Origin of the sequence: Pandoraea commovens, from assembly GCF_902459615.1 — a bacterium.
In the GTDB taxonomy this organism is placed as follows: domain Bacteria; phylum Pseudomonadota; class Gammaproteobacteria; order Burkholderiales; family Burkholderiaceae; genus Pandoraea; species Pandoraea commovens.
Genome location: NZ_CABPSA010000003.1, coordinates 246,131 through 268,219, shown reverse-complemented (window position 1 = coordinate 268,219; position 22,089 = coordinate 246,131). Strand labels below are relative to the sequence as shown.

Below are 22,089 nucleotides of genomic sequence, written 5' to 3'. Positions count from 1 at the left end.
GTTGATATGCAAATTAGCATATCAAAATCGACATGCAAACCGGAAAGCTGTCAGGGTTTCAACGGATGCCGCAGGGCGATTCGACGGGCGAGGGAGACGGGGTTCGGACGGCGGAACGCGCAGGGCGAGCAGGAGGGAGATACGCTTCGCGGCGACAGCCAGCGAAGCGTCGGGGATGAGGCGTTCAGTCGCCCCAGAGCGCGCGCACGGTCGCGAAGGCGCGTTGTGGGGCGTCGTCGGCGGTGCAGTCGACGATGTGACGCTCGGGCATCGAGCGCAGCCACGTGAGCTGACGTTTGCACAACTGACGCGTGGCGAAGACGCCCTTGTCGCGCATGGTGTCGTAGTCGGTCTCGCCGTCGAGGTATTCCCACACCTGACGGTAGCCGACGCAGCGCATCGACGGTAGCCCCGGATCGAGGTCGCCGCGCGCGCGCAAGCGCTCGACTTCTTCAATGAAGCCCGCTGCGAGCATCAACCGGAAACGCTCCGCGATGCGCGCGTGCAACACCGATCGGTCGCCCGGCTCCAGCGCCACAGGCACGAACGTGTGTGGCGAGGACGTGTCGGGCGTTTGTTCGGCCAGCCACTGCGACATCGGTTTGCCCGACAACTCGAAAATTTCCAGCGCGCGTTGAACGCGCTGCGCGTCGTTCGGTGCGAGGCGTGCAGCCGTCACCGGATCGACGCTTGCGAGCCGCGCATGCATCGCTGGCCATCCATCGCGTACGGCGTCTTCATCGAGTTTTGCTCGCACATCGGCGTCGGCTGACGGCAATGGTGAGAGGCCTTGCGTGAGCGCTTTGTAGTACAGCATCGTGCCGCCGACGAGCAGCGGACGACGTCCGCGTGCGGCGATCTCGTCAACCAGACGCAGCGTGTCTTCGCGGAACTGCGCGGCCGAGTAGGCGTCGCGCGGATCGATGATGTCGATCAGGTGATGCGGCACGGCCGCGAGTTCGTCGGCGCTCGGCTTGGCTGTGCCGATATCCATCTCGCGATAGACGAGTGCGGAGTCGACGCTGATGATTTCCAGCGGGGTGGTTTGCGCGAGCGCGAGCGCGGCAGCGGTCTTGCCGGAAGCCGTCGGGCCCAGCAAGCAGACGATCGGAGTGTTTGCCTTCATGAACCGCTCAACGTCCGCGCATGAACAATTTGTCGAGGTCGCCGAGCGTGAGCTGGTACCAGGTGGGACGTCCGTGATTGCATTGGTCGGCACGCTCGGTCGCTTCCATCTGACGAAGCAACGCGTTCATTTCCTCGTGCGTGAGACGTCGGTTCGCACGCACCGCCGTGTGGCAGGCGAGCGTGCCCAGCAACTCGTGCTGACGTTCGGTGAGCACGCGCGAGCCACCGTACTGACGCAGATCGGCCAGCACCGCGCGGGCCAGCGCCTGTGCGTCGGCACCGTCGAGCAGCGCAGGGATGGCGCGCACGGCGAGCGTCGTCGGGGACATGGCGGCGAGGTCGAAGCCGAGCGCAGTCAGCGTCTCCTGATGCTCTTCCGTTGTGCCGATTTCCACCGGGTCGGCGAAGAATGTCACCGGGATGAGCAGCGGCTGCACGGGGACGCTGCGCTCGACCAGCGCCTGCTTGAAGCGCTCGTAAAGAATGCGTTCGTGTGCGGCGTGCATGTCGACCAGCACGAGGCCGTAGGCGTTTTGCGCGAGGATGTAGATGCCGTGCAACTGGCCGAGCGCGAAGCCCAGCGGCTGTTCGAGTTGCATGGCGGCTGCGGCGTCGGCGGACGTGTCGCCGCCGGAGGCCGACAACGCATCGGCAAGACCGCCGGTGAGTGCTGCGCCGTCCGCAGTACCCAAACCACCCGCGCTACCGTAAGCCGGTGACGGGGCATCCGTCACCCCCGGCTGTCCGTAGGGACGTGCCGCGGGCGGCGCAGTGCGTCCGAAAAGATTGTCGTAGACGGACATCGGCTGCGGCACCGCCAACGAGCCTTGCTGCGCACGCGCGTTCCAGCTATTGCCGCCCGGCGTGCCGAAGCCGCCTGCCGGACGTGCGCCGAAGCCACCGCCAAGGCCACCGCTAAGCCCCCCCAATCCGCCTGCCGCACCGGGACCGGCAGCGAGACCACCGCTTTCCGTCAGATGCGCGGAGTGCGTTGCGCCGCCACTGCCTGCCGCGCGCGCGAGCGCACGTTGCACCGCGTGGAACACGAACTGGTGGACGCTGCGGGCATCACGGAAACGCACTTCGATCTTCGACGGGTGAACGTTGACGTCTACCAACTGCGGCGGCAGTTCGAAGTACAGCACGTACGCCGGGTAGCGGTCGCCGTGCAACACGTCTTCATAGGCGGCGCGCACGGCGTGCGTGAGCAGCTTGTCGCGCACGAAACGGCCGTTCACAAAGAAGAATTGCTGGTCGGCGCGGCCACGGCTGGCCGTCGGCAGGCCGACGAAGCCCGACAGACGCAGTTCCGCCGCGCCTTCGTCCAGCGCGAGATGGGCGTCGGCGAAGTCGTTGCCAAGCACGCGCGAGACCCGTGTGGCGGCGTCCGACGCGTTCCAGTGCTCCACGGCCCGGTTGTTGTGCAGGATCGAGAACCCGACGTCCGGGCGCGCGAGGGCGCTACGGCGGATGACGTCCATGCAATGACCGAACTCGGTTTGCTCGGTCTTCAGGAATTTGCGGCGCGCGGGGGTGTTGAAGTACAGGTCGCGCACGTCGACCGTTGTGCCCACCGGACCGGCCGCCGGGGTGATTGCCCCGGTGTTGCCGTCGATGGCGGTCGCGTGCGGCGCATCGATCTGACGGCTGGAGAGCGTGAGCTGTGCGACCGAGGCGATGGATGCCAGCGCTTCTCCCCGGAATCCGAGCGTGAGCACCGACTCTAGCTCGTCTAGCGTGCGAATCTTGCTCGTCGCGTGGCGGGTCAGCGCCAGCGGGAGTTGCTCGGCGGACATGCCGCCGCCGTCGTCGGTAATGGCGATGCGGCGCACGCCGCCTTCTTCGAGCTTGACCTGGAGCGCACGGGCACCGGCGTCGAGGGCGTTTTCCAGCAGTTCCTTAACCACGGACGCCGGACGCTCGACCACCTCGCCCGCGGCGATCTGGCTGATGAGCTGGTCGGGCAGTACGCGGATGGCGCGCGCGGGCGCGAGGCCCGCTGGCATTGGGCCGGGACGGCGTTCGGGCGCGTTGGCCGACGTATCGGCGGCCGGGTCTTGCGCTTCGGGGGCGGGGGTCGGGGTGGCAGACATGGGAACCATTATAAAGGCTGCCCTCAAAGACATAAGCCGGGCGCCGTTTCGGCATGTGACACGTGATCTAATGCGTTCTGACGTATCCCCATCGGCGCGTTTCTTGTCATTATTTCGTCTTTAATTGGCAACTAATTCGACTGTGGGATGCTGGTATGATGCGACTCGTCGCGCGCCCGCAGGGACGGGCCGGCGTCCTTTATCTTGAGGAATCGACTTGGATACTTTGGTGCAATTGCTGGAGATGGTGCTCCATATCGATAAACATCTTGGGGTGTTTATCGATCAGTACGGAAATTGGGTGTACCTGTTCCTGTTCATGATCGTATTCGTGGAAACGGGGCTGGTGCTGTTCCCGTTCCTGCCGGGCGATTCCCTGCTGTTCATCGGCGGCGCTTTCGCGGCCACCGGGGCCATGGATCCGTGGCTGCTCGGCGTGCTGCTGTTTATCGCTGCGGTGACGGGCAACACGCTCAACTACTGGATCGGCTCGAAGATCGGGCCGCGCGTGTATGAGAAGAACTGGCGTTTTCTCGATCGCGACGCGCTGCGTAAGACGCACGACTTCTACGAACACCACGGCGGCAAGACCATCGTGATGGCGCGTTTTGTGCCGGTCGTGCGCACGTTTGCCCCGTTCGTGGCCGGTGTCTCGGCCATGCCGTGGACGCGCTTCCAGCTCTATAACGTGCTGGGTGCCGCGATCTGGGTGGTGCTGCTCGTGGGTGGCGGCTACCTGTTCGGCAACCTGCCGCTGGTCAAGCAGTACCTGAACGTGATCGTGCTGGTCGGTATCTCGGCCGCCGTCGTGCCCATCGCCCTCGGCGCGGTGTGGAAGCTGTTCACGCGCGGCCGTCGTAGCAATACGGCACAAGGGCAGAGCAAGTAAGTCAGTCGATTTGCGAGGGAGCGGCGGACGTTCGTCACTCCCCGAAGCAGTCCAGGTCAGTACAAAAAAAATGGCGCGTCCGGTTTCCGACGCGCCATTTTTTGTTGGGTGGCAGAGACTTCGTGTGCTCAGGTGCTCAGGCCGTGCGATTCTTCGCGATGGGCGGATTCTTCGAGAAGTAGGCCCGGATCCCCTTGAGCAGCGCGTTTGCAAGCCGTTCCTGATAGGCCGGATCGTTCAGATACTGCTCTTCCTTGGGGTTACTGATGAAGGCCGTCTCGACCAGCACCGACGGAATATCCGGTGCCTTGAGCACCGCGAACGACGCTTGTTCGACGTTCTTGCTGTGCAGACGGTCCGCCACCGTGCCGATCTCGGCGAGCAGCGCGGTGCCGAACACCTTGCTGTCGCGAATCTGCGCCGTGGTCGACATATCGAGCAGCGCATGCGCCACCGTCCGGTCGTTGGTCTTGATGTTGACGCCGCCGATCAGATCCGAGGCGTTCTGCGTTTTTTCGAGCAGCCGGGCGGTCGCACTCGTCGCGCCCCGTTCGGACAGCGCGAACACGGAAGCGCCGTTGGCGGAGGGCGACGTGAAGGCGTCGGCGTGAATCGACATGAACAGATCGGCATCCACTCGACGCGCTTTCTGCACGCGCACGCCGAGCGGCACGAAGAAGTCGGCGTCGCGCGTCATCATGGCGCGCATGTTCGGCTGCGCATTGATCTTGTCGCGCAACCGTTTTGCGATCTGTAACACCACGACCTTTTCATACGTGCCGCTGCTGCCGATCGCCCCCGGGTCTTCCCCGCCGTGGCCGGGGTCGAGGGCGATGGTGAGCAGACGCGCCGTCTTCTGACCGCGCGGCGGCGGGGGCAGATCGTCGGTGTCGTCGTCGTTGCGCTGGGCGAGCGGCGGTGTCTTGTCCGGGGCGGCAGGCGTAGCGGGCGTGGGTCCGGGGCGCGCAGGACGCGTCGTCTGACCTTGCTGCGCATACCGCTGGAAGAACGCTTCGCTCTCTTCGCTGCTCGGCGTGTTGGCGTTGCCCGAGGTCTGCGGCGGATGCGAATTCTGCGCGAGCGCCTGCGCCTTGTTGGCGGTTTGCGCGAGCAACTCCATGAGCGGATCGGGCTCGACGGCCGGGTACAGATCGAACACGGTGCGGTACTTGTAGCCCGCCACCGGGGGCAGCGTGAACGACTGCGGCTTCACGCCCGCCTTCAGATCGAACACCATGCGCACGACGCCGGGCTTGAATTGCCCCACGCGCACCTGGGCGATCTGCGGATCGTTCGGCTGGATCTTGGCAACGAGGTCGCGCAGCGCAGGACTCAGGTCCACTTCGTCGAGATCGATGACGAAGCGGTTCGGACTCTCCATCAACTGCTGCTGGAATTTGACCGGGTTGTCGGTCTCCAGCGTGACACGTGTGTAGTCCCTCGCCGGCCAGACGCGCACTGCCACGATAGCGTTGGCGAACGCGAAGCGGGGGCCGGTGAGGGCGAGAATCAGGGTCGATGCGCCTGCGCGCAAAGCGCGGCGGCGGCCGGCGTTGGGCGATGAGGCGTCGTCGGTACGGGCGAAGCGTTTGATCAGCATGAGTTCAGGCAAGCAAGACCGGCCGGCGTGTAGGCGCTCGTCGTGAGACGGCGGGCATCGCCAACTGGTTCCAGCCAAAGGCGCAAATCGGGGGTGCCAAGGAGTCCTTCGGCTTTTTCCGGCCACTCGACCAGGCACAGGGCGTCGCCTGCAAAATGCTCGCGAAAGCCCGTGTCGTGCCATTCGGCCGGATCGGCAAAGCGGTACAGATCGAAATGATAGACCGGCAACACGCCTTGTGGTGTGTCGATGTTGTATGGTTCACACAGCGCGTAAGTGGGGCTTTTGACGCGTCCGGTGTGACCCAGCGCGCGTAACAGGGCGCGTACGAAGGTGGTTTTGCCCGCGCCGAGGTCGCCCGAGAGCTGCACGTGCAGTCCTGCGTGCGCGGCGTCGGTATGCGCCATGCGCTCAACGACAGCGCGAGCGAATGCCGCGGCGAAGGCCTCGGTGGCGGCTTCGTCCGGCAGCGCGAAGATGCGTTCGCCCAGCGGAAGCGGCGCAGAGGAGTCGGGCATGGCGGGCATTGCGTAAAATGGAGTCGATGAAAGCTTCCGTGATTTTCCCCGCTACCGCCGCACAAGTCGAGCCATCGGCACCTCCGAATGCAAAGGAAGTGTCGCCCTCGCGCGACATTGCGACGCCGTCGGCCCTCGCTGCCACCCTCGATCCGAAGGGTCTGGCCGCGCTTGCGGTGCAAATCCGGGGGTGGGCGCGCGAGCTTGGTTTCGGTCACGTGGGCATCACGGACATCGACCTCTCGCATGCCGAAGCGGGTCTGCAACAGTGGCTCGACGACGGCTGTCATGGCGACATGGACTACATGGCGGCCCACGGTATGAAGCGTGCGCGGCCCGCTGAGCTGGTCCCCGGCACGGTGCGCGTGATCAGCGCCCGCATGAATTATCTTCCCAGCGACACCGACCTCGCCCAGTGGCGCAAGCGCGAAATGGCGCGTGCCGAGATGCCCGGCGAGGCCGTCGTGTCGCTCTATGCCCGGGGACGCGACTATCACAAGGTGCTGCGCAATCGTCTGCAACAACTGGCGGATCGCATTACGCAGGCCATCGGGCCGTTCGGTTATCGCGCGTTCACCGATTCCGCGCCGGTGCTGGAGGTCGAACTCGCGCAGAAGGCGGGGCTCGGCTGGCGCGGCAAACACACGTTGTTGCTCTCGCGCGACGCGGGCTCGCTTTTCTTCCTCGGTGAAATCTTCGTCGACGTTCCGCTGCCGGTCGACGCTGATGAAAGCGACAACGAGGACGACAGCGCCAGCTCAAGCACTCGCATGGATCGCGGCGAGCATTGCGGCCAATGCCGTCGCTGCCTCGATGTCTGCCCGACGGGCGCGATCACCGAAGCGTTTCGCGTCGATGCACGGCTGTGTGTGTCGTATCTGACCATCGAACACAAGGGCGCAATCCCTGAGTCGCTGCGTGCCAAGATGGGCAACCGCATTTACGGGTGCGACGACTGCCAGCTCTACTGTCCCTGGAACAAATTTGCGCAGCCGTCGCCGCTGCCCGATTTCGCACCGCGCAACAAACTCGATAGCGCGTCGCTGGTCGAGCTGTTTGCGTGGACTGAGACGGAATTCATGGACCGGCTTGCGGGCAGCCCGATTCGTCGTATCGGCCACGAGCGATGGCTGCGCAATCTCGCCGTCGGCCTTGGCAATGCGCTACGCGAGACGCCCGATGCCGATGCCCGCATTCCCATGCGCGATGCGTTGCTTGCGCGTCGCGATCACCCTTCCGCGCTGGTGCGCGAACATGTCGAGTGGGCGCTTGCCCAGGAAGGAGTTCCGGTTTGAGCATGACTGAGCGCACGCAAGTTTCCGAGCCGATGCTCACGCGCAGCACGTCGCTCATCGACCAGTTCTGCGACACGATCTGGCTCGAAGATGGTCTGTCGCGCAACACGCTCGACGCCTACCGTCGCGATCTGCGTCTGTTCGCGGAGTGGCTGGCGGACGAGGCTAAGGCATCGAATACTGCAAATGGCGCGGACAAATTGCACGACACCCCGCACGACAATCTGCCCGCCATGTCCCTCGACACCGTGGACGAGGCGGCGCTCTCGGCCTATCTTGCATGGCGTCGCGAGAGTCTGGCGAGCAGCGTGAACCGCCGTCTGTCCGTCTTCAAGCGTTTCTATCAATGGGCGTTGCGCGAGCACCTCGTGCAGCAGGATCCGTGCTTGCGGATTGCGTCGGCCAAGCGGGCGCAACGTCTGCCGTCGACCTTGTCGGAAGCGCAGGTCGAGGCGCTGCTCGCCGCGCCGGATCTCGCGCAGCCGCTCGGTTTGCGCGACCGCGCCATGCTGGAGCTGATGTATGCGAGCGGCCTGCGCGTGTCTGAGCTGGTTGCGCTCAAGACCATCGAAGTGGGGCTGAACGAAGGCGTGCTGCGGATCTTCGGCAAGGGCGCGAAGGAACGGTTAGTGCCGTTCGGCGAAGAGGCGAACGGCTGGCTCACGCGATATCTGGCCGAGAGTCGTGGTGTGTTGCTCGCGGGACGCGCGTGCGACACGCTGTTCGTAACGCAACGCGGCGAGGGCATGACGCGTCAGGCGTTCTGGTATCTGATCAAGCGGTACGCGTTGCAAGCCGACATTCGTGCGCCGCTCTCACCGCACACGCTGCGCCACGCGTTCGCCACCCACCTGATCAATCACGGTGCGGATCTGCGCGTGGTGCAGTTGCTGCTCGGCCACGCCGACATCTCGACTACGCAGATCTACACGCACGTGGCGCGCGAGCGTCTCAAGTCGCTGCACGCGCAGCATCACCCGCGCGGCTGACGGTCGCGAACCGCGTTGGGCAACGTCAGAGCATCGCCTTGAGCTTGTGCTTGAGCACTTTGCCGGTCGATGCGGCAGGCAAGGCGTCGAGCACGCGAATCTGCGCGGGACGCTTGTACGGCGCGAGTCGCTGTGCGGCCCATCCCGCTAGCGCTTCGACGTCGACCTCATGTCCCGGACGCGCTTCCACAAACGCGATCACTTGTTCGTTGCCGTCGACAGCACGGCCGAGTACGGCCACCTGAAGCACGTCGGGATGACTTGCCAGCGCTTGCTCGACTTCAATCGGATAGACGTTAAAGCCCGAGTGGATGATGAGTTCCTTTGCGCGTCCGGCAAGGAACAATGCGCCGTCCGCGGCACGTCGGGCGAGATCGCCGGTGCGCAGCCAGCCGTCTTCCGTCACGGTCGCGGCCGTCAGTTCCGGCGCGCGGTAATAGCCGAGCATGACGTTCGGTCCGCGCACCCACAATTCGCCGACATCACCTTCGGTCACATCCTCGCCGTCGAGTCCCACGATACGCACCGCGACGCCCGGAATCACGGTGCCGACGGAGCAGTCTTCGCGCGGTGCGTCCAGCAAGGTCTGAGAGACGGTCGGGCTGCTCTCGGTAAGGCCATAACCGTTGTGGATGGGCAGGCCATAGAACGCTTCGACACGCGCCTTGAGGGCGGCGTCGAGCGGTGACCCGCCGGAGTAGACGAAACGCAGACGCGGCGCAACAAGCGTCGCACCGGGTGTGGTGCCCTGCGTCGTCACGTACGCCATCAGGCGCGCGTGCATGGCGGGCACGCCTTGCAGTATCGTCAGCCCGTCGTGTGCGAGCGAGTCCAGCACTGCCTCGGGGGTGAAACGCGCGGCGAGGCGCAACGTGCCACCCGCGTACAACGTCCCGAGACACACGGACGTCAATCCGTAGACGTGCGAGATCGGTAGCACGCCATAGGCGATGTCGTCCGCGCCGACGCGTCGCAGCGTGCTCGATACCGCCGCAATGAACATCAGATTGCGATGCGACAAGCGCACGCCCTTTGGCGCACCGGTCGTGCCCGTCGTGTAAATCAGCGCCGCGCACTGTTCGGACGAATCGCTTTGCACCGGCTCAGCCACGCTCGCGGGATCGACGTCGGACACCGCCAGCGCGCCCAGCGCCAGTTCGGTCCAGGCCACCTTGGCAGCATCGGTACGCGCGTGCGCGGCGGCGTCGGGAGACGCATCGATGGCGTAGACGGCGCAACGCGGTTGCGCGTGCTCGCGAATCACCCGCAACTCGGCGGCAGAGAGGCGGGCGTTGCAGAGCAGCGGCCACGCGTCGAGCGAGGCGACGGCGAGCAGCAGCACCACATACGCGATGCCGTTCTCGCCGACGATCATCACGCGGTCGCCACCTCTGACGCCGTGCTCGCGCAAGCGCGTTGCACACGTGCTCACGGCATGCGTCAGTTCGCCGTACGTCATCCGGCCGAAGTCGTCGATCAGTGCGATGCGCGACGGCGTTTGCGCAGCGATGCGCGCTGGCAGGCTATCGATGCGCGCGGGCAAGTCGGTGAGGAACGCGTTCAAGGACGAAGCCAAGGACACCGCGTCGGCGTCGGTCGGCAACGGAAGCAGGGGCGATAAATGTGAGGCAGGCATGGCGGCATTGTAATGCCCGATGAAGCGATTGCTTACAATCCGTAATTAACGAACCCTGGGGGTCCCATTGCGCGCGTGCCCGAACGCCTGCAACGTGATCCGAGAACCGACTGCATTTTTTACGATATGAAATCCAAGGCCACCGCTGAAACCCCTGCGACCAAACAGCTTCGCGAAGCCAAGGTCGCGTTTCAGAACCACTTCTACGAGTACCAGGAGCATGGCGGCACGCGTGTCTCGTCGGAGGCGTTGCAGGTGCCTGAGCACGCGGTCGTCAAGACGTTGATCATGGAAGACGAGGACGCGCATCCGCTGATCGTGCTCATGCACGGCGATTGTCAGGTGTCGACCAAGGCACTGGCGCGGCAAGCCGGGCGCAAGCGCATCGAGACGTGCAAGCCGGAAGTCGCCAATCGTCATTCGGGCTTTCTGGTCGGCGGCACGAGTCCCTTCGGTACTCGCAAGCGCATGCCGATCTTCATGGAAGCGTCGATTCTCGAATTGCCGGAGATCTACATCAACGGTGGACGTCGCGGCTACCTCGTCTCGATGGCGCCCTCGGAAATCGTGCGAGTGCTCGCGCCCACGCTCGTGAACGTCGCGCTGATCGACTGACCGAGCCACAGCCCCCTAATCTCCTGATCCCCGGATCGTCCGTCTCCCATCGACGGTCATTGCGCATACCTCGATGCGCATGAGAAGTCTTTAAGAAAACACCCATTTCAACGCCATTGAGCGAAATCTGACTTGTCAGATTTCGCTCGCCTGCGCTCGTTTCTAAGATGGGGACTCCAGTTCGGCAACAGCGAATTCGCGAGTCTGCGTCGCTTTGCCGCAACGCGACAACGAGTGCAACGAATGGAAATGTATGACGCTGTATGACGCGATACGCCACGCGACGGACTTCGTCACGCGGGTTCTGCTGACCAGAACCCAACGAACCGGACAAGCCATCCGAACCGGACGCGGTGCACGCACGATGGTCGGTGCAGCGCTGGTGTCGGCCCTGACGATGACACAGACCACGGCAATGGCCAACGTCACCATTTCGCCCATTGCGAGTGTGATTTCCAGCGGACAGCAGCAGGTCAGCATCATCAGAATTACGTCGCAATCGACACAGGCGCAATACGTGGACGTGTCGGTCAGGCGGATCGTGGCGCCTGCAACCCCCGACGAGCATGAAGTCGCCGTGAATATCGAGCAGGGCGACGGTCTGGTCGCGTCGCCTGCGAAATTCGTACTGGCTGCGGGCGCCACCCGACTCGTGCGTGTCGTCGCCCTCGGGCGGCCCCAGGTCGAGGCCGCTTATCGCGTCTATTTCCGCCCCGCGACGGCACCGGACGACACACCGGCGAGACCCACGCAGGGAGCGTTCGAGAACGACGTCAACGTGAGCTTCGTGTGGGGGGCGCTGGTGCGCGTCGAGCCGGCGAAACGCGCCCCTGGTCTCGCCTCCACCGAAGACAACACCGCCCTCAGGAACATCGGCAATGTCCGGGCCCATGTGCTTGCGATGGGCCGATGCACCGGCGATGCCGAGCACACCTGTCAGTGGCACGACATCGGCCGCAGTATCTATCCCGGCATGACGCAACCCATTCCCGACGCACTGCGCGACGCGCAGGTGCGTATCCGATATCGCGTCGATGGCGTGACGAACGAACAGGTCATGGACCTGCCGCGCGCGCCGTAGCCCGATTCGATGGGGCCGAAGAGCCTCATTTTCATCCGGTCGGATCGCCCGGCCGAACCGGGGACACCCCCCCGCATCAAGCAAACCAAGGAATTTCAAATATGAAGACGTTCAAGCAATTCGCCGCCGCGATGACACTGGTACTTCCGATGGCCGCCGCTCACGCGGCAGATGTCGTCATCGATCTGAGTGCCAATATCGATCCGACCCTGTCGGTGCTTCAGGCGAATGGCAGTCCCATGCCGCAGAATCTCGACCTCGGTTACAACGCGGCGACGGGTGATTTGAGCTCGCCGACGATTCAGACGCGTCTCTATACCAACGACGTGACCCGGAACGTGGAGGTGCGGCTTGGTTCCGCTGCGTCGCTCGTTCATGCGACCAATAACGCTGTTGCCGCCATTCCGCTGACGGTGCGACTCGATGGTCAGACGATCACGACCGCTGCGACCACGCTCAACGCCAATGAGGTCTGGACGGGGAGCGGGGTGGGCGAGTCGCGCACGCTGCCGCTGACGGTCTCGGGGCGCGCGGCAGGGGCGAACCCGCCCGTTGCCGGTCGCTATGTCGGCCGTCTTGAGATGGTGATCCTGGCGTCGGCAGCCGGTGGTAACTAAGGCAACGGCGAATCAGTAGAAGGGCGCAGACACGATGGAACGCGTGTCTGTTCCCTCTCATCGATCATGAAAACGCTTCGCCGCGCGTGCCTCGCCTGTTTGTCGTGGTTCGTCGTGACCGACGCCCCGGCACATGCCAATCCCCGCCCGCAAGTGCCTGCGGGATTCGAGGACATTGCGCTTGGTCAGGTCGAGCATCTCGAAGTGCGGTTGCTGGGGCAGTCGCTCGGGTTGTTCCCGGTGTTCGTTCGACCGGACGATGTGCGTCTCGAAACGCCCGAAGCGCTCGCACAGACCATCGACGAACGAATGAGCATCACCCGCGGCGACACGGCGGCGGTGTCGCTGGCTTCGCTGGTCGAGGCCCTGGCTCGTCCCATGCCCCGCAATGGTCATCTCGCGTGCGACGACATGAGTTCGGGCACGGGATGCCGGTTTCTGGAAACCGAGTCGGCCGGTGTCATCCTTGACGAAAGTCAGGGCACGCTCGAACTCTTTCTGTCCCGAGCCTGGCTTCCGGCGAAAAGCGCTCATGGCCCCGAGTTCCACGCGAATACGCCCGGCAGCGAAAACGCGCTGATTCACTCACAGATCGTGAACGCGGCGACGACCGATCGTTATCGCAACCTCACGGTCATGGGTAACGGCGCGCTGGGCATCTCGCCCGCCAGTTACGCAGGCTTTTCCTGGTCGCTCGTGCATTCGAGCTACAACCGGCGTCATAGCGATGCGAACGCCATTCCTGCCACGAGCGCGCCGTCGTCGGGCGGCACGCAGGCGACGCTCGACAGTCTTTATTACCGTCACGATCTCGGCCCCCGCTATTACGTGCAATCGGGGCGTATGGATCAGCGCAATCTGTCCAGCGCGCAAGGCGGCAGTTTCGGCTTCACGCTACTGCCCGTGAGCCGCTTCGATGGCGCGCGGATCGGCACCTCTCAGGCTTACGTCAACGAATCGGCTGCGTCGCTGGGCTCGCCGCTGACGGTGTTACTGACGCGCGAGGCGCGCGTCGACGCCTATCGAGGTCACGAACTGCTGGGGAGCGCCTATTTCGCGGCCGGTGTGCAGCCGTTCGACACCCGTTACTTCCCGGAGGGGAGTTATCTGGTCAGCCTGCGAATCTTCGAGGGCGATACGCTGGTGCGTACCGAAACGGTGCCCTACTCGAAGGTGGGCGGCGGCGCGTCCGCGAAGGGCACGCAATGGTTCGTGCAGGCCGGGCGAGTCGTCGATCGGCTTGGCTATGCGAGCGATACCGCGCAACAGCGTGAAGGGGAGCGTGAGCGCCAGCGATTCACGTTTCAATCCGGTATTCGTGCCGCTTTCGGCCCCGGATTCACCTTCACGAGCGGTCTCGTCTGGTTGCAGTCGAGCCTCTACAACGAGTCCCAGATCGGCTGGCAACGGGAGTTCGCGTTGGGGCGCCTGACGACAACGGCGGCATTGCTGAGCGGCTCGGACGGTGCGCGCGGCAACACGCAATCCATCTCGTTTTCCAATGGCCTCGGCGTCAGTCTGTATCGCTATCAGATGCGTGATGCGGCATGTCGCGGCAGTGCTGCGGCGGCCGGTGCGGTGGGGGCGAATTTCGGCTGCTACGACGTGCTCAATGCGAGTGTCTCCGCGCCGCTGGGAAAGTGGCAGGCGGTCGCCGCATACAGCGAGAGTCAGTCTTTCGGACAACCTCGGCAGTGGGCCGGTGATGGACTGGAAGATCCCTGGCTCGGCGCGGATCGCGCCGCCGGTGGCGTGTCGCGGACCTTGCAAACCGCGCTCAGTCGTTCGTTCCGCTGGGACAAACTCCTGATCAATGCGCGCGTCGGTGGCTATCACCGGCGTCAGGCCGGGATGGAGCGACGGGAAACCGGCGGCTTCGTCAGCGTATCGCTGAGCGCGCATCGCCCGGCCGCCGCTGGGCAGAGCCTGTCGACCTATGCGAGCGCAGGCGCCGACGTGCGCACCGGTGGCGGGGGCGAGCGCGGGGCGAGTACCGATTATCACGGGACGTATTCGCTGGTCTGGGAAGACGCGTCGCGCCGGGAGCTGATGCTGAGTCTGAATGCCAACGAACAAGGTGCGGGTAACGCGATCTTGCGAGGCGCGATCGACGGTCGATATGGTGACGCGCACGCGGCCGTTTCGCGCAGTTTGCTTCGTGCGGGCGGCGCAGAGGGTGGAGGTGGCGGAGGGCAGAGTTCTTTCGTCGGTGGATACGCGTCGAGTTTTGCGGTGTCGCGCGATGGCTTTCGGGTGGGCCCGGCCATGCTGGCAGGTGAGCCGCCTGCTGGCGTTGCGCTGGTGGTCGACGCCCTCGACGAGGATGACCCCACAGGCGCCGCCGCCGCGACGTTGCAGGTCGGGGGACGTTCGCTGCCGGTCGACTTCGGCGCGTCGGCGCTGAGTCCCGTCAGCGGTTACCGCGCGCTCAAGGGTGAAATCTCCGAGGCGCACGAGGGCGAGATCGATCATTCCGTGGCGCTGGTGCGCGGGGCGGGGCAGTACGACTACTTCCTGACACCGGGGCGCTTAAAAGTACACCGAGTCGCAGCGGGTCGTATCTACACGTACGTCGGACGCGCCGTGGGGCCGGACGGCCTCTCGATGGAAAACGCGCGTGTACTGAGCGTGGTTGCGCCGCCGCTCGATGCGCAAGGCACATTCCTGGTCGAGTCTGCGCAGCGTCTCAAGCATCTCTATTTGCTGGATGGCGCCCAGCCGATGCGTTGCGAACTCAACGTGACCGAGCGGCAGGACGTGATTCACCTGACTGGCGTCACGCAGTGCGACCACGTCGCCCAACAGGCAATCCCGGAGTCGCTGCGCGCGCAGTTACGCGTGCAGCGTTTGCTCGGCGAAGCGTCGTCGGGACCGCAACAACAGGCGGCGATGCGAGACGCGCAGACCGGCGAGAACTAATTTGCGACGTCAACGATAGAGCGAGCCGAATGAAGGACTAGAGCAAGCACGAGAGGAAGCACGAGATGAAGCATGAGTGCATGCGCGTGATCCGGCGCGCGAAGTGGGTTGTCGCCGCGGTAGGGGCAATGGGCGTGGTATCTCCGGTCGTCGCTCAGATATTGCCTTCCGACCGCCACGAGAGCGTTTCGTTGACGTTCGACCGATCGTCGGTGCCAGCCAACTGGCTTTTCAGTGGGCAAGTGACGTCGCATTACACGCCGGGTGTCGGCATTGGTTCGCGCACGGCACATGTTTGCCGCTCGAACGTCGATACGACCTTGGGCGCCTGTCCGGTCAGACCCGCCAACGTGACCGGGCCGGTACCGACACCGATTTCCCTGCGATTCACCGAGGAGCGTTCCAAACTTCAGGTCGATCTGACGGTGGGCGGCACCAAAGTCACTACCGTTTCGGGCAGCACATGTACTCACGTGAGACCTCCGTTTCACACCGATCGGAACTTTGGAAGGTGCCAAGCGGGTCCTTATGACGTATCGCGATACGAACTGGCGATCCCCCGTGCCGAGTTGCAGAGGATTCCGGTCGGCGGCATCTGGCGGGCACGCCTTGAGTTCGACGTCGTCGAGCTGGGGAATCAGGTGAGAAGCGCAGCCCACAGCTACGACATCGAACTTCGCGTGTCGGACGAACGGAATGCGCAGATTTACTTTCCGACGCTGTCCAGCACATCGCCACGGGTCGCGCTGGACTTGAGGCGACGCCCCGGACCCAACTTCGTCCCAATCGTGTATGGCGGTCGGTCGGTCGACATGTGCTTCTATGACGGGTTCGGCTCGAACTCTCCCGGCGCATTACGCGTGCGCGCCAGCGACGCAGGTGCAAACTTTCCTGCGCGACCGCCCGGAAACGGGTTGCTCTTGAGGCAAGGGACGGACGGCTCGCAGCCCCGGCAGCGGATCGAGTATCGGGTCGGCCTGACGTATGCCGGTGCGCATCAGTGGGTGAGCGTGGGCGACACCGTAGGCACTACCTTTGCTTCGGTAGCGCAGGCGCCGATTCGGATCGTACGGTTGCCGGGCATTCCGGCGCCAGTGGCGTGTTCGCCGGGGACGCTCGTCTTCGAGGTCGTGCCGTTCGTCGAGAGCGAAAAGGACGCCGGGAGCTACGAGGGGCCACTCAGAATCGAGATGTTCGTCGACGCCGCGCTGGTATGAGTCGGGGGCCGGGTGAGCGGGTCAGGCCGCGTCGACGTCGCGCTCGGGCGACACCAGCGGCCCGTCATCCGGGAGGCCGGTTTGGAGGGCGAAGCGATAGAGCTGCGCGTCGCAGTCGACGCCGAGTTTTCGCATGACACTGCGTTTTTGCGCGCTGACCGTTTGTTTCGTTCGGTAGAGTTTTGCCGCAATGGCAGTGATCGACATTCCCGACACATACATGCGCAGGACCTGCACCTCGCGCTGACTCAGCAATGCCGTGCGGGCGTCGGACACTGCGCCTGCGGGCGCAGTGCGGCGCGTAAGGTGCGTCGGGCGCGTCGGGCGCAATCCATCGTGCAACGCGTGGACGGCTGCGATAACGTCGTCGATGCCGCGCGATTTACAGAGTGTCGATGCAACACCGAGATCGGTAATCTGGCGAGCCATCGGCGCGTCCACCATTGCCGTCAACACCAGAATCCGAACGCAGGGAAACATGCGCCGCAACGTGGCGAGCAGCGACAGGCCGTCGCCGTACTTTCCGCCAGGCATGGTGTGGTCGATCACCAGTACGTCGCACGAGGTGCGATTGAGGACATCGACGATTTCTGCCACATGACGCGCAGTTCCCAACACCTCCAGTGAGGGCCGTTTGCCCAACTCGTGTTCGAGCCCGGCCACAACGACAGGATGGTGGTCAGCAATGGCGACGCGGATCGGTGTCATTCTTGAACCTCCCCAAAGCACGTGAACGCATAGTGCGCATATTTGAGGGACCGCTGCGTTCGAAGGGCGGTTCCGCAATCTACGTTGCGCAAGCGCACTTGGTGCTATTTCCCAAAAACGGAGGTACATTTGCGCAACCCCGTGTTTGCCAGAATGGGGGCGCACGGCGTCTCAAGTAGAATGGCGGCCATTACAAGTCCTCCACTCGCACGAAGTTCATGGCCACACTGGTTTTTATCGTTCTCGCGTATCTGATCGGCTCGGTGCCGTTTGCGGTGATCGTCAGCCGCACGATGGGCCTCGCGGATCCGCGCAGTTACGGCTCGGGCAATCCGGGCGCCACGAACGTACTGCGTTCGGGCAACAAGAAGGCCGCCATCCTGACGTTGATCGGCGACGCCCTCAAGGGTTGGCTCGCGGTTTATCTGGCGGAACGTTTTGCCGACGCCTGGGGTGTGGGCGATTTCGGACTGGCGGCAGTGGCGCTCGCCGTGTTCCTTGGCCATTTGTACCCGGTGTTCCTGCGCTTCGCCGGTGGCAAGGGTGTGGCGACGGCCGCGGGCGTGTTGTTTGCCATCAGCCCGATTCTGGGACTGGCGGTGATGGCGACGTGGCTGATCATTGCGATCTTCTTCCGTTATTCGTCGCTCGCCGCGCTGGTCGCGGCCGTGTTTGCGCCCCTTTACTACGTCTTCATGTATGGTTTCGGGCCGTACTCCCCGGCGGTGATCGTCATGGCGGTCCTGCTGGTCTATCGCCATCGCGCGAACATCGGCAAGTTGATCGCAGGCAAGGAAAGCCGCATCGGGCAGAAGAAGTAGGCATGGAGACGGGCGAAGGCATTGCCCGTCGATCCAATAAAAAACCCGCAGCGAGTCTGCGGGTTTTTTGTGCCTGCAACGAACGCGGTAACGCTTAGTCGCGGAAGTTGTTGAAGTCGAGCGGCGTGTCGGTGACATCCTTGCGCAGCAGCGCCATCGCGCTTTGCAGATCGTCGCGCTTGGCGCCCGCGACGCGAACGCTGTCGCCCTGAATGCTCGCCTGCACCTTCATCTTGCTGTCCTTGATGATGCGCACGATCTTCTTGGCCAGGTCGCCTTCGACACCTTTCTTGACCTTCACGACCTGCTTGACCTTGTCGCCGCTGACTTTCTCGACCTTGCCGTAGTCGAGAAAACGCACGTCGACGTTACGCTTGGCCATCTTGGCGATGAGCACCTGCGTGACCTGATCGAGCTTGAAGTTGTCGTCTGCGAAGAGCGTGAGTTCCTGCTCCTTGTGCTCGACGCGCGAGTCCGATCCCTTGAAGTCGAAGCGCGTCGAGATTTCCTTGTTGGCCTGCTCGATGGCGTTCTTGACCTCTACCATGTTGGCTTCGCTAACCACGTCAAACGATGGCATCTGGCTCTCCTGAATGTCTAAGGGTTCGTGAAATGGCACGCACAGCGTGCCGTGTAAGTCCGGCGGGCGGCGGGGGCGGCCGGCGCGGTCGGCAGCCTCGGCGGCCTCGGTATAATGATGCGCAAAATTCTTTCGCCCGACATTGTAATTCAGCCGTCGGTCCCGCGTCCCCCCCCGGGACGCTGTCCGGCACGGCGACACCCACTGGCCTGCCCATATTCCATGCTTCAGTTGCAACGCGACGTCAGCCTGCGCGAATTCAATACCTTCGGTCTGCCCGCCACCGCCCGCTATGTCGTGACCGTAGACAGCGAAGCGGCGCTGCTCGACGCGCTTGCCTTGCCCGAACTGGCCGGACTGCCGCGCCTCGTGCTTGGCGGCGGCAGCAACCTCGTGCTCACGCGTGACTTCGACGGGGTGGTGCTGCGCATGGCCATTCGCCACCGTGAGCGTCTTCCGGACAACCCGGCAGATCCGTCCGCGCGCTATGTACGCGGCGGCGCGGGTGAAGTCTGGCACGATTTCGTCGACTGGACGCTCTCGCAAGACTGTCCCGGCCTGGAAAACCTGGCGCTGATCCCCGGCACGTTGGGTGCCGCGCCGATCCAGAACATCGGCGCCTACGGGCTGGAACTCGCCGAGCGCTTCCATGAAGTGCGTGCGCTCGATACGACGACCGGGGCGTTCGTCACACTCTCGCGCGACGATTGCGCTTTCGGCTATCGGGATTCGCTGTTCAAGCGCGAACCGGGCCGCTACATCATCGTGGCCGTGACGCTGCGCCTGCCGCAGCCCTGGCAGGCCGTGACCGGGTATGCCGACGTGTCGCGCACGCTGGCCGATGCCGGTATTGCACAGCCCGATGCGCGCCAGATCTTTGATGCGGTCGTCGACATTCGCCGCCGCAAGCTGCCGGATCCCGCGCAACTCGGCAACGCCGGAAGCTTCTTCAAAAATCCCGTCGTGGACGCCGCCACGTTTGAGGCGCTTCGCGCGCGTTTCCCGCAGGCGGTCGGCTATGCGCAGCCCGACGGCTCGTGGAAGGTCGCCGCCGGTTGGCTGATCGACCAGTGCGGCTGGCGCGGCAAGACCGTCGGAAACGCGGGCGTGCACGAGCGTCAGGCGCTGGTGCTCGTCAATCGCGGAGGGGCCACGGGGGCCGATATCGTCGCGCTGGCCCGCGCCGTGCAGGCCAGCGTTCGGGAACGCTTCGGCGTCTCGCTCGACCCCGAACCGCTCATGCTTTGATGGCGGTGGCGTCCGGCAAGCGTTGCAGATAATCGCGCTTCAGATCCACCGTGGAGCGCACGCCGACGTCGTCGAAATGCTCCGCGAGCCAGCGCTCTGCGGCCTCGCGGCCCCGATCGCGCAGCGTCGTGAGGAAGTGCCAGTCCGTGACGAATTTCGTTGACGAGGACAAGTCGTAAAGCTCCTTGTCGGCGCGAATCGAGTGGATCAGCGGGTACTTCAGCCGATCGCGAAACTCTGGCTTCAGCCATCCTTCGTCGAGCAGCTTGTGCACGAACGAGATCGCCCGGAATTCGCGTTGTAGCGAAGCGTTGAACGTGATCTCGTTCACCCGGTTCATGATCTGGCCCGGCAGCACCGGCTTCTCTTTGCGCTCGATCGGGTTGATGTGCACGATCAGGATGTCGCTCGTGACCGTCTCGTAATAGAACGGGTAGAGCGGCGGGTTGCCGAGATAGCCCCCATCCCAGAAAAAGTCCTCGTCGATCTTCACCGGTTTGAACAGCCACGGCAGACAGGCGGACGCCATCGCCACGTCGAGCGTGATCTCGTGTGTGCGGAAGATGCGGATGTTGCCGGTGCGGATGTTCGTCGCGGAGACGAACAGATGTGTCGCAGTGCTCTCGCGCAGACGCTCGAAATCGACCTGCGCTTCGAGTACGGTGCGCAGCGGATTGATCTCGGCCGGCGGTTGCGCGAACGGCATCATCCATTGCTGCATGCTCTGCATCCAGTCATGCCAGACGGGATACTCGGTCGGACGCCCGTTGAGCCAACTGAAGACGGTTTGCGCCCATGCGGTGGCCGACGAACCGGCTTGCGAAACACCCAGCCAGAAACTGTGCAACGCCTCACGCGCCTTCTCGCGCGGATCGACGTTGGGACGGTCGAGCAGACCATGCGCCAGCACCACGGCGTTCATCGTGCCTGCGGACGCGCCGCTGATGCCTTCGAACTCCAGACGTCCGTCTTCCAGCAGCTTGTCGAGCACACCCCACGTGTACGCACCGTGCGCGCCACCGCCTTGCAGGCCGAGATCGATGCCCTTGCGTCCGCCGTTGTTGCGTCGTGCACGGGAGGACTTCGCTTTCGCGCTGGCGCGGTGGCCGTCAGCGGGAAGCAGCGGGACGTCCGTCGGTTCGAGGTCCGGGTGAGTATCTGACGTATCGGACGTGTCCGATGGGTTGGACGGCGTGTGTAACGCTTCTGCCGCCGTGAGGGGTGACGCTGCAGACGTGTCGAGCGTGGACAAGGGCGTGTGGGGAGCGTCAGACGATTCAGGCACATCGGACGCTTGGCCGACAGCGTGGTCGGCCGATTCGGGAGGCAGTCGCGACATAGTGGGAAGCGGCGCCGGGCCGCGCTGAACCGGCCGAGAGGGCGATGACGCGGGAGACCCCGCGCCGTCGCGATGCTGGCCGGACGGTTAGCCGTAATGGCAAACGTAATCGAGCGTCTCCACGACCTCGATATCGAACTTGCTATTGCCCGGCACGGAGAATTCCTGACCGGCAGCGTACTCTTGCCACTCGGTCTGACCTGCCAGGCGGATGCGGCAGCGGCCGCCCGTGACTTCCATGATCTCAGGCGCATCGGTACCGAACTGGAGCGTGGCCGGGAAAATCACACCCAGCGTCTTGCGCGTGCCGTCCGGGAACAGGACGGTGTGCGAAACGCACTTGCCGTCGAAGTACGTGTTGGCGCGCTTGATTACGGAAACGTTGTCGAACTGAGTTGCAATTTGCGTCATGACCGAATGCTGTGTCGAATGCGAGCGAATGCCGCGATAGAGAGTCAATATGCCAGGCCGCTCAGGGCCAGGCGTGAATTCATGCTAGCACGTTTCGAGCGTCCACCCGGCGGCATTTTGTGCAATGCACAACGAATATGCCCCGGTGTGGTGCAAGGCTGTGCAAATTCCGAAACGCTCTGATGGGCGGGGCGTACTGTGTCGTGCTGCGATGAAGCGCGCGGCGTCACGAGAATGGCTGACGGCGCGCGTCAGCGATGATAGCGGAACGTTAATCGCGGTGGGGTAACGAAAACCGCCCGGACGGCATTGCGCCAGTCCGGGCGGTGTGGCCGGGCTGGGTGTCCCGGCTGATCTGCATTCGGTGCGCTGGAGCGCTATAGGC

General features: G+C 64.1%; 19 protein-coding genes. 10 read left to right on the top strand and 9 right to left on the bottom strand.

The annotated features are described in order from the left end of the window. Window positions 1-184: 184 nt before the first annotated feature. A complete protein-coding gene (miaA, locus tag PCO31010_RS11560) occupies window positions 185-1,126 on the bottom strand; it encodes a tRNA (adenosine(37)-N6)-dimethylallyltransferase MiaA (protein WP_150664400.1) in 942 nt (313 codons plus the stop codon). A 7-nt stretch (window positions 1,127-1,133) separates the two neighbouring features. Next, window positions 1,134-3,230 (bottom strand): DNA mismatch repair endonuclease MutL, encoded by a 2,097-nt coding sequence (gene mutL / locus PCO31010_RS11555; protein WP_425495013.1) that lies wholly within the window; start codon window positions 3,228-3,230, stop codon window positions 1,134-1,136. 208 nt (window positions 3,231-3,438) lie between these two features. On the opposite strand from mutL, the gene PCO31010_RS11550 reads away from it, so the two are divergent. Then, window positions 3,439-4,110, top strand: a complete 672-nt coding sequence (locus tag PCO31010_RS11550) for a VTT domain-containing protein (RefSeq protein WP_046292988.1) — start codon at window positions 3,439-3,441, stop codon at window positions 4,108-4,110. A gap of 136 nt (window positions 4,111-4,246) precedes the next feature. Here the strand turns inward: PCO31010_RS11550 and PCO31010_RS11545 are convergent, their stop codons facing one another. Both PCO31010_RS11545 and tsaE read right to left on the bottom strand, forming a co-directional pair. Continuing rightward, window positions 4,247-5,710 (bottom strand): N-acetylmuramoyl-L-alanine amidase, encoded by a 1,464-nt coding sequence (locus PCO31010_RS11545; RefSeq protein WP_174984649.1) that lies wholly within the window; start codon window positions 5,708-5,710, stop codon window positions 4,247-4,249. After that, a complete protein-coding gene (gene tsaE, locus PCO31010_RS11540; protein WP_150664398.1) occupies window positions 5,704-6,237 on the bottom strand; it encodes a tRNA (adenosine(37)-N6)-threonylcarbamoyltransferase complex ATPase subunit type 1 TsaE in 534 nt (177 codons plus the stop codon). Before tsaE ends, PCO31010_RS11545 begins: the two co-directional genes overlap by 7 nt. An 8-nt stretch (window positions 6,238-6,245) precedes the next feature. Here tsaE and queG point away from each other — a divergent pair, with 8 nt between their 5' ends. Both queG and xerD read left to right on the top strand, forming a co-directional pair. Continuing rightward, window positions 6,246-7,523: a tRNA epoxyqueuosine(34) reductase QueG gene (gene queG / locus PCO31010_RS11535; RefSeq protein ID WP_150664397.1), complete on the top strand. Its 1,278-nt coding sequence runs from the start codon at window positions 6,246-6,248 to the stop codon at window positions 7,521-7,523. Window positions 7,524-7,525: 2 nt separating this feature from the next. Beyond that, window positions 7,526-8,512, top strand: a complete 987-nt coding sequence (gene xerD / locus PCO31010_RS11530) for a site-specific tyrosine recombinase XerD (RefSeq protein ID WP_150664396.1) — start codon at window positions 7,526-7,528, stop codon at window positions 8,510-8,512. A gap of 25 nt (window positions 8,513-8,537) precedes the next feature. On the opposite strand, the gene PCO31010_RS11525 is transcribed toward xerD, so the two are convergent. Then, the gene (locus PCO31010_RS11525; RefSeq protein WP_246184558.1) at window positions 8,538-10,088 is read right to left on the bottom strand and encodes a class I adenylate-forming enzyme family protein; all 1,551 of its coding nucleotides are present in this window, start codon (window positions 10,086-10,088) and stop codon (window positions 8,538-8,540) included. A 186-nt stretch (window positions 10,089-10,274) separates the two neighbouring features. Between PCO31010_RS11525 and PCO31010_RS11520 the strand changes: the two genes are divergently transcribed. The 5 genes from PCO31010_RS11520 to PCO31010_RS11500 all read left to right on the top strand — a co-directional run bounded on the left by PCO31010_RS11520 (window position 10,275) and on the right by PCO31010_RS11500 (window position 16,597). After that, on the top strand, window positions 10,275-10,763 hold the full coding sequence (locus tag PCO31010_RS11520) for an aminoacyl-tRNA deacylase (protein ID WP_150664394.1): 489 nt from the start codon (window positions 10,275-10,277) through the stop codon (window positions 10,761-10,763). 253 nt (window positions 10,764-11,016) lie between these two features. Next, the gene (locus tag PCO31010_RS11515) at window positions 11,017-11,844 is read left to right on the top strand and encodes a fimbrial protein TcfA (RefSeq protein ID WP_150664393.1); all 828 of its coding nucleotides are present in this window, start codon (window positions 11,017-11,019) and stop codon (window positions 11,842-11,844) included. A 101-nt stretch (window positions 11,845-11,945) separates the two neighbouring features. Then, complete coding sequence (locus PCO31010_RS11510) at window positions 11,946-12,461, top strand: CS1 type fimbrial major subunit (RefSeq protein ID WP_150664392.1); 516 nt, start codon at window positions 11,946-11,948, stop codon at window positions 12,459-12,461. 66 nt (window positions 12,462-12,527) lie between these two features. After that, window positions 12,528-15,380 carry a TcfC E-set like domain-containing protein gene (locus PCO31010_RS11505; protein ID WP_150664391.1) on the top strand — a complete coding sequence of 951 codons (2,853 nt, stop codon included), beginning with the start codon at window positions 12,528-12,530 and terminating at the stop codon, window positions 15,378-15,380. A gap of 65 nt (window positions 15,381-15,445) precedes the next feature. Continuing rightward, window positions 15,446-16,597 carry a CfaE/CblD family pilus tip adhesin gene (locus PCO31010_RS11500; protein WP_150664390.1) on the top strand — a complete coding sequence of 384 codons (1,152 nt, stop codon included), beginning with the start codon at window positions 15,446-15,448 and terminating at the stop codon, window positions 16,595-16,597. Between the two features lie 21 nt (window positions 16,598-16,618). Here PCO31010_RS11500 and PCO31010_RS11495 read toward each other — a convergent pair whose 3' ends face one another. Beyond that, on the bottom strand, window positions 16,619-17,305 hold the full coding sequence (locus PCO31010_RS11495; protein ID WP_174984647.1) for a response regulator: 687 nt from the start codon (window positions 17,303-17,305) through the stop codon (window positions 16,619-16,621). 218 nt (window positions 17,306-17,523) lie between these two features. Here PCO31010_RS11495 and plsY point away from each other — a divergent pair, with 218 nt between their 5' ends. After that, window positions 17,524-18,126 carry a glycerol-3-phosphate 1-O-acyltransferase PlsY gene (plsY, locus tag PCO31010_RS11490; RefSeq protein ID WP_150664388.1) on the top strand — a complete coding sequence of 201 codons (603 nt, stop codon included), beginning with the start codon at window positions 17,524-17,526 and terminating at the stop codon, window positions 18,124-18,126. 94 nt (window positions 18,127-18,220) lie between these two features. Here plsY and PCO31010_RS11485 read toward each other — a convergent pair whose 3' ends face one another. Then, entirely contained in the window at window positions 18,221-18,706 is a 486-nt protein-coding gene (locus PCO31010_RS11485; RefSeq protein ID WP_150664387.1) for a YajQ family cyclic di-GMP-binding protein, read from the bottom strand. Between the two features lie 222 nt (window positions 18,707-18,928). Here PCO31010_RS11485 and murB point away from each other — a divergent pair, with 222 nt between their 5' ends. Then, window positions 18,929-19,954, top strand: coding sequence for a UDP-N-acetylmuramate dehydrogenase (murB, locus tag PCO31010_RS11480; RefSeq protein ID WP_150664386.1), 1,026 nt, complete (start codon window positions 18,929-18,931; stop codon window positions 19,952-19,954). Here the strand turns inward: murB and PCO31010_RS11475 are convergent. Continuing rightward, window positions 19,944-21,293 (bottom strand): patatin-like phospholipase family protein, encoded by a 1,350-nt coding sequence (locus PCO31010_RS11475; RefSeq protein WP_150664385.1) that lies wholly within the window; start codon window positions 21,291-21,293, stop codon window positions 19,944-19,946. The genes murB and PCO31010_RS11475 overlap by 11 nt on opposite strands. 87 nt (window positions 21,294-21,380) lie before the next feature. After that, entirely contained in the window at window positions 21,381-21,704 is a 324-nt protein-coding gene (ppnP, locus tag PCO31010_RS11470; RefSeq protein WP_039400939.1) for a pyrimidine/purine nucleoside phosphorylase, read from the bottom strand. Window positions 21,705-22,089: the final 385 nt, after the last annotated feature.

Coding starts and splice junctions, on each gene's coding strand:
- miaA (WP_150664400.1), bottom strand. CDS start 1,126: ATGAAGGCAAACACTCCGATCGTCTGCTTGCTGGGCCCGACGGCTTCC.
- mutL (WP_425495013.1), bottom strand. CDS start 3,230: ATGGTTCCCATGTCTGCCACCCCGACCCCCGCCCCCGAAGCGCAAGAC.
- PCO31010_RS11545 (WP_174984649.1), bottom strand. CDS start 5,710: ATGCTGATCAAACGCTTCGCCCGTACCGACGACGCCTCATCGCCCAAC.
- tsaE (WP_150664398.1), bottom strand. CDS start 6,237: ATGCCCGCCATGCCCGACTCCTCTGCGCCGCTTCCGCTGGGCGAACGC.
- queG (WP_150664397.1), top strand. CDS start 6,246: ATGGAGTCGATGAAAGCTTCCGTGATTTTCCCCGCTACCGCCGCACAA.
- xerD (WP_150664396.1), top strand. CDS start 7,526: ATGACTGAGCGCACGCAAGTTTCCGAGCCGATGCTCACGCGCAGCACG.
- PCO31010_RS11520 (WP_150664394.1), top strand. CDS start 10,275: ATGAAATCCAAGGCCACCGCTGAAACCCCTGCGACCAAACAGCTTCGC.
- PCO31010_RS11515 (WP_150664393.1), top strand. CDS start 11,017: ATGACGCTGTATGACGCGATACGCCACGCGACGGACTTCGTCACGCGG.
- PCO31010_RS11510 (WP_150664392.1), top strand. CDS start 11,946: ATGAAGACGTTCAAGCAATTCGCCGCCGCGATGACACTGGTACTTCCG.
- PCO31010_RS11505 (WP_150664391.1), top strand. CDS start 12,528: ATGAAAACGCTTCGCCGCGCGTGCCTCGCCTGTTTGTCGTGGTTCGTC.
- PCO31010_RS11500 (WP_150664390.1), top strand. CDS start 15,446: ATGAAGCATGAGTGCATGCGCGTGATCCGGCGCGCGAAGTGGGTTGTC.
- PCO31010_RS11495 (WP_174984647.1), bottom strand. CDS start 17,305: ATGACACCGATCCGCGTCGCCATTGCTGACCACCATCCTGTCGTTGTG.
- plsY (WP_150664388.1), top strand. CDS start 17,524: ATGGCCACACTGGTTTTTATCGTTCTCGCGTATCTGATCGGCTCGGTG.
- PCO31010_RS11485 (WP_150664387.1), bottom strand. CDS start 18,706: ATGCCATCGTTTGACGTGGTTAGCGAAGCCAACATGGTAGAGGTCAAG.
- murB (WP_150664386.1), top strand. CDS start 18,929: ATGCTTCAGTTGCAACGCGACGTCAGCCTGCGCGAATTCAATACCTTC.
- PCO31010_RS11475 (WP_150664385.1), bottom strand. CDS start 21,293: ATGTCGCGACTGCCTCCCGAATCGGCCGACCACGCTGTCGGCCAAGCG.
- ppnP (WP_039400939.1), bottom strand. CDS start 21,704: ATGACGCAAATTGCAACTCAGTTCGACAACGTTTCCGTAATCAAGCGC.